Origin of the sequence: Streptomyces tricolor, from assembly GCF_002155905.1 — a bacterium.
GTDB lineage: Bacteria > Actinomycetota > Actinomycetes > Streptomycetales > Streptomycetaceae > Streptomyces > Streptomyces tricolor.
In genome coordinates, this window is record NZ_MUMF01000396.1 from 1 (window position 1) to 7,203 (window position 7,203).

Below are 7,203 nucleotides of genomic sequence, written 5' to 3' on the forward strand. Positions count from 1 at the left end.
ACGGCCAGCAATCCGGCGATGATCCACAGCGCGACGTTCATCGTCAACTCCCTGATCGAGGCTTTCCGCACCCGAGACGAGGCAGAGGCGGGCCCTGTGACATCCGCACGGTGGCCATGTGCCGCGCCCGACGCAGCACCGGGCCGCCCGACCGCATCGCCGAGCAGCTGCACACCCTCATCACCACCGCGATCGAGGACTGAACCGACGCGTGCTCGGCGCCCGTCGGTCCGAGCGTGCTGCGGCAGCGCTCGGAACGCGGGTGCGTGGGGCGGCCCGTCCGCCCGTGGCACGGCGGGATGTGATCCAGGTCTCCGCATCGCCGGGCTCGGGGATGTCACAGGGCCCGCCTCTGCCTCGTCTCGGGTGCGGAAAGCCTCGATCAGGGAGTTGACGATGAACGTCGCGCTGTGGATCATCGCCGGATTGCTGGCCGTCGTCTGCCTCATCGGCAGCGCCAAGATGTTCGTGCCGCGGGAGAGGATCGCCGCCGTGGGCGCCGCCGCCCAGTGGGCCGACGACTTCAGCCCGGCCGGGCTCAAGGCCATCGGCGCCGTCGAACTGCTGGCCGCCGCCGGCCTGATCCTGCCCGCGGTGCTCGATGTCGCGCCGGTCCTGGTGCCGTTGGCCGCGAGCGGACTCGTCCTGCTGTTCCTCGGCGCGATCACCGTCCGGCTGAGGCGGGGCGAGCGGGTGACGATCACCGGTGACGTGATCTACCTGTGTCTTGCGGCCTGCGTCGCCTGGGGCCGCTTCGGCCCCGAGTCGTTCACCAGCTGATCGTGAAGTGACCCGCATCACCGACCGTCATGGTCATCACCGGCCTGTGCCTTGGGGGCCGGACCTTCGAGACGACGAACCGCATTTCCGAGACGACGGAGGAGAACACGCCGTGACTGCACGGACGACCGCCACCGAGCGCGGCACCACGTTCCTCAAGGCCGCGATCGCGCTCCAGACCCTGAGCCTCTTCTTCCAGGCGGCCACCGCCGGCGCGCTGCTGACCTCGTCCCGCGGCTATCTGCTGCACGACGTCGGCTCGAAGGTGATGTACGCCGCCGCCATGCTGCACCTGCTCGCCGCGGTGCTGGCGTGGCGCCCGGGCGGCGGATCGCCCCGCCCCGTCCTGTACGCGACCGGGTTCCTTCTCCTCGCCTCGGCACAGGTCGCCCTGGGCGTCGCCCATGTGCCCTCGTTCCACGTCCCGCTGGGCGTGGTGATGTTCGCGCTCAGCACCCTCGCCCTGGCCCAGGCGCTGACCCCGCGCCTGCTGCCGCGCTCGGCTGCCGGGTAGCCGCCCGGCGCGCCGCTGATCCCCGCACGACCGGTACAGACCCACATCAGAAAGGCAGGCCACCCATGTCCGTTCGATCCGTGCTCGCCGTGTCCGCAGCCCTCCTCCTGGGCGGTTTCCTGTTCGCCGAACCGGCCGCCGCGGACCCCTCGGTCCAGCCGGTCGCCGCAAGCGTCTCCACCGTGAGCGCCGGCCGGGCCGGAGCCTCCCTGTCCGCACTCGTCGGCCTCCTCGGCGCGGTCAACGGAGCCCTGGCCCTGACCCGCCCCGCCGGCCGAGGACGCGTCCGCACCTGGGCCCGCCGCAACGGAGCCGTCACCGCTCTCACGGCGGGCATGGTCGCCGTGGTCGTCGGCGCCGTGGTCGCGGCCACCGCCGACGGCGGCCTCGGCACCGGCAACGGGCTCGGCGGCGCCTACGTCGCGATGGTCCTGGGCCTGCTCGCCCTCACCCTCGGCTCGCTGGCCCGCTCCCGTTCCCGCCGACCGCGCCACGCGTCCTCCGCGAGGCCCGGCCGTACCGGCGCCGTCGGCAAGGACCACTGCTGAAGAGACAGCGGCCGCCTCGCCCGGAGGATGTGGTCACGTCACCCGTGATCCAGGGAAACGGCCCCGTCAGCGTGGCCGGGCGGATCCGTCGGGGTCGCCGCGGTGCAGATCGGCCAGGGCGGTCATGCCCGCTGCCGCTGCGGCGGCGAGGTCGGTGACCATCGCGTCGTCGACGGGCAGGTCGAGGATGTACAGGGCGGACGCGAGGGAGCCCAGCAGCAGGAGGTGGGCCATCGCCGGGTCGACGGGCCCGGCCAGCTCGCCGCGGGCCACGGCCTGGTCGATGATGTCGGCGAAGGCGGCCTGTTCGGCGGCCAGGAAGGTGTCCCGGAACCGGGCGTTCAGTTCGGGATTGACGGCGAGTTCGCCGATCAGGGCCGGCGCCAGCCGGCGGGCCGCCGGAGCGGCCATGCGGGCGTGGAAGGCGCGGACCAGCGCCAGCAGATCCCCGTGCAAGGAGCCGGTGCCGGCCCACGGGGGCAACTGCTGCTCGTGCATGGTGGCGACGAAGACCATCTCGGCCTTGGAGCCGTGACGGCGGTAGATCGCCGCCTTGCCCACCCCGGCGCGCGCCGCGACCTGATCCACGGTCAGAGCCCGGTAGCCGACTTCGTCGAGCAGTTCCCGCGTGGCCTGGAGGATGCTGTGATCCACGCGACTGTCCCGTGGGCGACCACCCCGTTGCCTTCTCACTGTCATGCCCTCATGATACGGAACGAGAGTATCGGAACGGCGGTATCGGAACTCTGCCGGCATCGGAACCACACCGGCATCGGACCTCCGAGGCTTCGCGACAGGACGGAGAACTCAGGTGATCAAGTGGGCCGGCTGGATCATCACGCTGTGCGGAACCGCGCACACGCTCGGTGCCCTGACGGTGGAGAAAGCCGCGCACCACGCCGGGACTTGGTTCAGCGGCGGGCTGTGGCACGAGGACCTCGCCGACATGAGCGCGGCGGGCAGCGCGTACTGGCTGAGCCTGGACAGCTTCGGCATACCGCTCGTCCTGATCGGCCTGACGGTGCTGTGGCTGGACCGCCGCGGCATCACCCCGCCGGCGTTCATCGCCTGGACGCTGGGGGTCTGGACCGTCGTCGACGCCGTGATCCTCCCGTTCACGCCCTGGCCGCTCTTCGTGCTCGCGTGCGCCCTGCTGCTGACCGGAATCCGTCGTGCCCGCCGCGGCGACGCCACGCCCCGGGCCGGGCTTCCGCGAGCGTGACCCCAGGCCGCGCCGGGGACGCGCGGCCTGCCGGCGGAGGCGCCCCGGCAGAGGGCACACCGTGTGGCACGAGGCGGCTCACCACCGGGCGCGCACCACGCCGTCGCCGTCGGGCAGGACGGCGCGGAACAGCGGGTGGCTTTCGTCGGCGTACAGGGGCAGCGCACAGGCGGCCCGCGCGCCGGCCACCAGGGCGGCGAGCTCCTGGTACTCGGTGTCGTCGACGATCGCGTGGCGGATCGTGCCGTCCTGTGCCTCCCAGACGAACTCCACGGATCCGTCCTCGGGCAGCGCGGAGAGGACGGCCCCGACGTCGGGGGTCAGATCGGGCCAGACGGTCAGCAGGGCGCGCGGGGCGAGACCGGCGCGTACGGCGTCGAGGTTGTCCACGGTGAGGCGGTGCCAGCGCGCGGCATTGCGGACGTGGGTCTCCTCCAGCAGCACCGCCTGCCGTGAGGTCAGCACCGCGCGCAGGCGCACCCAGAAGTCCTCGTCGGCGGCCTCCGTCACCTCCCGTTCGTCCAGCTCCGCCGCGTAGGGCGAGACCGTCAGCGGTTCCGGGAAGAGGCCGAGTTCCCGGGTACGGGCCACGGCGTCCGCGCAGGGCCGGTCGCTGCCGACGTACACGTACTGGTCCCACCCGACATGCACGGTGAACACGTCCCCCGTCTCCAGGCGGCACCAGGCGCCTCGGTCGCGGAGCATGACCCGAACCAGTTCCAGGGCGACCGGGAGGGAGACCTCGGCCCCGTCGTGGTAGCCGGTGAGGTCGCGCGGGAAGAGCCCGTCGAGGCCGTGTCCCTCGACCGCCGGCTCCCCACCGAAGTGCACGAAGCCGGTGACCTCGGGGTCGCGGATCTCCAGCCGGTCGACGCCCGAGGCCTCCGCGAAGGCGGCGATCGCCTCCAGGTACGCCGCTTCGACCGGCCCGTGGTCGCTGACCGTGTCCTCGCCGCCGGTGTAGATGCCCCGCTCGTCGCGGTCAGCGGGGTCGTACTTGGTGATCCGGTGGACGAACGACGGCGGCACGCTGCTCCCTGGAGGGTCGGAAAGGGTGCCAGCGTAGTTCCCCGCCCCGTCCAGGGGAGAGGCGGCCGGGACTTCGCGGGCCCGTGGCCGGGCGGCCCGGCCACGGGCTGCTCACGCCGTGGGAACCGCGACCCGTTCGCCCGACGTCAGCAGGCCGGCCAGGCGGGCCTCGGTCGGCGTCCCCTCCGCCGGGGTGTACAGCAGCAGCCGCGCGCCCGGCAGATCGGAGACGGGCAGCACCGTGTACGCGAACGCCAGCTCCCCCACGGAAGGGCGTCTCAGCGACTTGATGCCCTCCGTCCCCGCGCCCACGGGATGTTCCGCCCAGACCGCGGCGAAGGCGGGACTGGCGGCGCACATGTCCTCGGCGATCCGGCCGAACTCCGGATCGTCCGGGTAGCGCGCGGCGTCCGCCCGGAACTGGCCGACGATCTGCCGCGCCGCGTCCTCCCAGCCGCACACCGCGCTGCGAAAGTGCGCGCTGGTGAAGAAGCTCACCAGGCAGCTGTGGGCCAGTTCCCCGTACCCGAACACCAGCCGGGCCGCCTCGTTCACGGCGACCAGCTTCCAGTGCCGGTCGATGACGTACGCGGGCCGCGGCAGCCAGCCGTCGATGACCCGGCGGATCCCGGCCGGAACCGCGACCGCGTCGTCCGCGGGCTGCGCCTGCGGCGGGTTCAGCCCGGCCAGCAGGTACAGGTGCTCACGCTCGGCGGCGTCCAGTCGCAGCACGCGGCCGATGGCGTCCAGCACCTCGGCCGACACGTTGATCTCACGCCCCTGTTCCAGCCACGTGTACCAGGAGACCCCGACCCCGGCGAGCACCGCGACCTCCTCCCGCCGCAGCCCCGGCGTACGGCGCCCGCCCCCGGCCACCAGCCCCACGTCCGCAGGCGTCAGACGCGCCCGCCGCGAGCGCAGAAACGCCCGTATCTCCGCGCTACGCCGCTCACGAGCCTCGGGGGACAGCTTGGAAACCTCCATGCCGCCCATGCTAGAACGCACATCGAGAGGGCTTCGCGGGCGCTCGGGGAGGGCGAGGCCGCCCGCACGTCCTCGGAACAGTTCGACCAGGGGGTCGGGTTCGGGAGCTGCTATGACTGCTGATGAGCGGGTCAGGCGGCAATCAGCGAGGTGTGGATCCGACTGACAGCGCGCAGGATCTTTCTCGGTTCTTCGCCCGCTTGATCCATACCGGAAGGCAGGCGACCAACGTCATCTTCTGTCCGGTGTCGTACCAGTGTGCTCGTTCCCGCAGCGTTGCCTGGACGAAACGGCGGATCACGTCGAGGTGTTCGAGGTTGTAGGCCCACAACCACCCGTGCCGGGTCTCGATCTGGAGCCACAACGGCATGCCGAAGTACGGATCCGTCGCAGGTCGGGCAGTGCCGGGGGAGAGCGCGAGGAGACGACCGCTCCAGGCCCGTGACAGGCCGCAGCCACGACAGACCAGGCGTCGCGGCCTGTACGGCATCAGGCCCCCGGGGCCGGAGCCTTCGGGCGCTGGAGCGACACGTGCAGCCTTCTCGCAGCCGGGGCACCGCACGATGACCAAGCTGATGAAGTCATAGGCGGTGCTGCGCGGATCCCGGAACCGACCGGAGAACGAGGCCATGCGGTGAGTATGCGACCACCCCGCAGAACACCGCATCCCGGTTCGGCCGCTCATCGAGGAAGCAGCGGAAGCAGGGGGCTGACGGCGTTCACCGGCAGCGGCAGTGCCGGCGTCAGCGCGCTGTTCCGTCCCGAGAGCGTCTGCACCCGTTCCGGCCCGCGGCTGATCGAGAACTTCGTCAGGCACGCGGCCGGCTGGACCGAGCGCCGGGCCGGGCACGGCTGACGGACGTCACCACCCACGAGACGTCACCACCCACGAGACGTCACCGACCACGAACGGGGACGGCCGTTCATTACTCTCCGGGCGTCGGCTGCGCTGCGGGACCGGCGGGCCCGCCCGCCGCCTACGGTCGCTCTCATGGAGATCGACTGGAACGAGCAGCTGGTGGCGCAGCTCGACCGGCACTGGCGTCATCAACTGCGCCCGCGTCTGGACGGTCTGAGTGACGACGAGTACGTCTGGGAGCCGGTGGCCGGCGCCTGGAACGTCCGCCCCAGGGACGACGACCGGACGGGGTCGGCGGCGGGGTCGGGCAGCCACGTCATCGACTGGGCGACGCCCGAGCCCGACCCGGCTCCGGTCACCACCATTGCCTGGCGGCTCGGTCACGTCATCGTCGGGGTCCTGGGCATGCGGGTGGCGCACTGCTTCGGCGGCCCGAAGACGGACTACGCGACCTTCGCGTACGCGCCGACGGCCACCGAGGCGCTGCGTCAGCTCGACGCGGTGTACGAGGGATGGCTCGCCGGAGTGCGCGCACTGGACGCCGACGCGCTGAGCGCCCCGAGCGACGATGTGTGGGACACCTACCGCCACTGGCCGCTGGCGGCGGTCGTCCTCCACGTCAACCGTGAGGTCATCCACCACGGAGCGGAGACGGCACTGCTCCGCGACCTGTACGCGGCGTCCTTCGCCGATCAGTCACGGCGGGGCAGCAACGGCCGCATGAAGGTGCGCTCGTAGCGCAGGACGCAGCCGCTGTCGTCCCGGATGCGATCGGCCGCGACGAAGTCCGGATGCCGGCCGAACAGCTCCCGGTACCGCTCGTAGGCGGCCAGGCTCGGAAAGCTGAACAGCGCCAGCGCCTTGTCGCTGGCGCCCTCGGCCGGCAGGAAGTAGCCGTGATGGGTGCCGCCGTGCTCCTCCACGAGCGTCATCCACCGCTCGGCGAACCGCTCGAAGGCGTCGGTCTTCGCCGCGTCGATCGTGTACTCGACAACACAGGTGATCACAACAGCATCGTACGGCGACTCCCGCCGGCGGCCGGCGGGAGTCGAAACCCCTACCGGGAAACCCTCAGATCGGACCGGGAAGCCCCTACCGGGAAACCCCCGTACCGCTTTCCGTGTCCGGGTGGCCCGGTCCGGCCGCGTATGCCAGCGGCGGTGCGATCGCCTGCGCGTCCGCTCCCTCGCCGACCCACAGGGCGATGAACAGCGCGGCGGTCGCCTCCAGGAGTCCGGCCCGTTCGAGACCGCCGCGCTGTTCATCG

General features: G+C 71.9%; 9 protein-coding genes and 2 pseudogenes. 5 read left to right on the top strand and 6 right to left on the bottom strand.

The genetic code is table 11. The features are described from left to right. The first annotated feature begins 396 nt into the window (after positions 1-396). From CCN44_RS26655 to CCN44_RS26665, 3 genes are all read left to right on the top strand, one after another. Positions 397-780 carry a DoxX family protein gene (locus CCN44_RS26655; RefSeq protein WP_086700222.1) on the top strand — a complete coding sequence of 128 codons (384 nt, stop codon included), beginning with the start codon at positions 397-399 and terminating at the stop codon, positions 778-780. A gap of 112 nt (positions 781-892) precedes the next feature. Continuing rightward, complete coding sequence (locus tag CCN44_RS26660; RefSeq protein WP_086700226.1) at positions 893-1,294, top strand: hypothetical protein; 402 nt, start codon at positions 893-895, stop codon at positions 1,292-1,294. 65 nt (positions 1,295-1,359) lie between these two features. Then, positions 1,360-1,842 (top strand): DUF6223 family protein, encoded by a 483-nt coding sequence (locus CCN44_RS26665; RefSeq protein WP_059247708.1) that lies wholly within the window; start codon positions 1,360-1,362, stop codon positions 1,840-1,842. Positions 1,843-1,908: 66 nt separating this feature from the next. Here CCN44_RS26665 and CCN44_RS26670 read toward each other — a convergent pair whose 3' ends face one another. After that, the gene (locus CCN44_RS26670) at positions 1,909-2,496 is read right to left on the bottom strand and encodes a TetR/AcrR family transcriptional regulator (protein WP_086700229.1); all 588 of its coding nucleotides are present in this window, start codon (positions 2,494-2,496) and stop codon (positions 1,909-1,911) included. A 157-nt stretch (positions 2,497-2,653) separates the two neighbouring features. On the opposite strand from CCN44_RS26670, the gene CCN44_RS26675 reads away from it, so the two are divergent. After that, positions 2,654-3,064 carry a DUF6463 family protein gene (locus CCN44_RS26675; RefSeq protein WP_086700232.1) on the top strand — a complete coding sequence of 137 codons (411 nt, stop codon included), beginning with the start codon at positions 2,654-2,656 and terminating at the stop codon, positions 3,062-3,064. A gap of 78 nt (positions 3,065-3,142) precedes the next feature. On the opposite strand, the gene CCN44_RS26680 is transcribed toward CCN44_RS26675, so the two are convergent. From CCN44_RS26680 to CCN44_RS45170, 3 genes and pseudogenes are all read right to left on the bottom strand, one after another. Further along, positions 3,143-4,093, bottom strand: a complete 951-nt coding sequence (locus CCN44_RS26680; RefSeq protein WP_086700235.1) for an RNA-binding protein — start codon at positions 4,091-4,093, stop codon at positions 3,143-3,145. Positions 4,094-4,204: 111 nt separating this feature from the next. After that, a complete protein-coding gene (locus CCN44_RS26685) occupies positions 4,205-5,077 on the bottom strand; it encodes a helix-turn-helix transcriptional regulator (RefSeq protein ID WP_086700243.1) in 873 nt (290 codons plus the stop codon). A gap of 131 nt (positions 5,078-5,208) precedes the next feature. Continuing rightward, positions 5,209-5,708, bottom strand: a pseudogene (locus CCN44_RS45170) (hypothetical protein). A gap of 360 nt (positions 5,709-6,068) precedes the next feature. On the opposite strand from CCN44_RS45170, the gene CCN44_RS26695 reads away from it, so the two are divergent. Further along, on the top strand, positions 6,069-6,674 hold the full coding sequence (locus tag CCN44_RS26695) for a DinB family protein (RefSeq protein WP_086700238.1): 606 nt from the start codon (positions 6,069-6,071) through the stop codon (positions 6,672-6,674). Here CCN44_RS26695 and CCN44_RS26700 read toward each other — a convergent pair. After that, positions 6,629-6,943, bottom strand: coding sequence for an NIPSNAP family protein (locus tag CCN44_RS26700; protein ID WP_086700240.1), 315 nt, complete (start codon positions 6,941-6,943; stop codon positions 6,629-6,631). The two genes, CCN44_RS26695 and CCN44_RS26700, sit on opposite strands and share 46 nt — an antisense overlap. Before the next feature lie 85 nt (positions 6,944-7,028). Beyond that, positions 7,029-7,203 (bottom strand): annotated as a pseudogene (locus CCN44_RS46515) (NADP oxidoreductase); the annotation flags it as partial.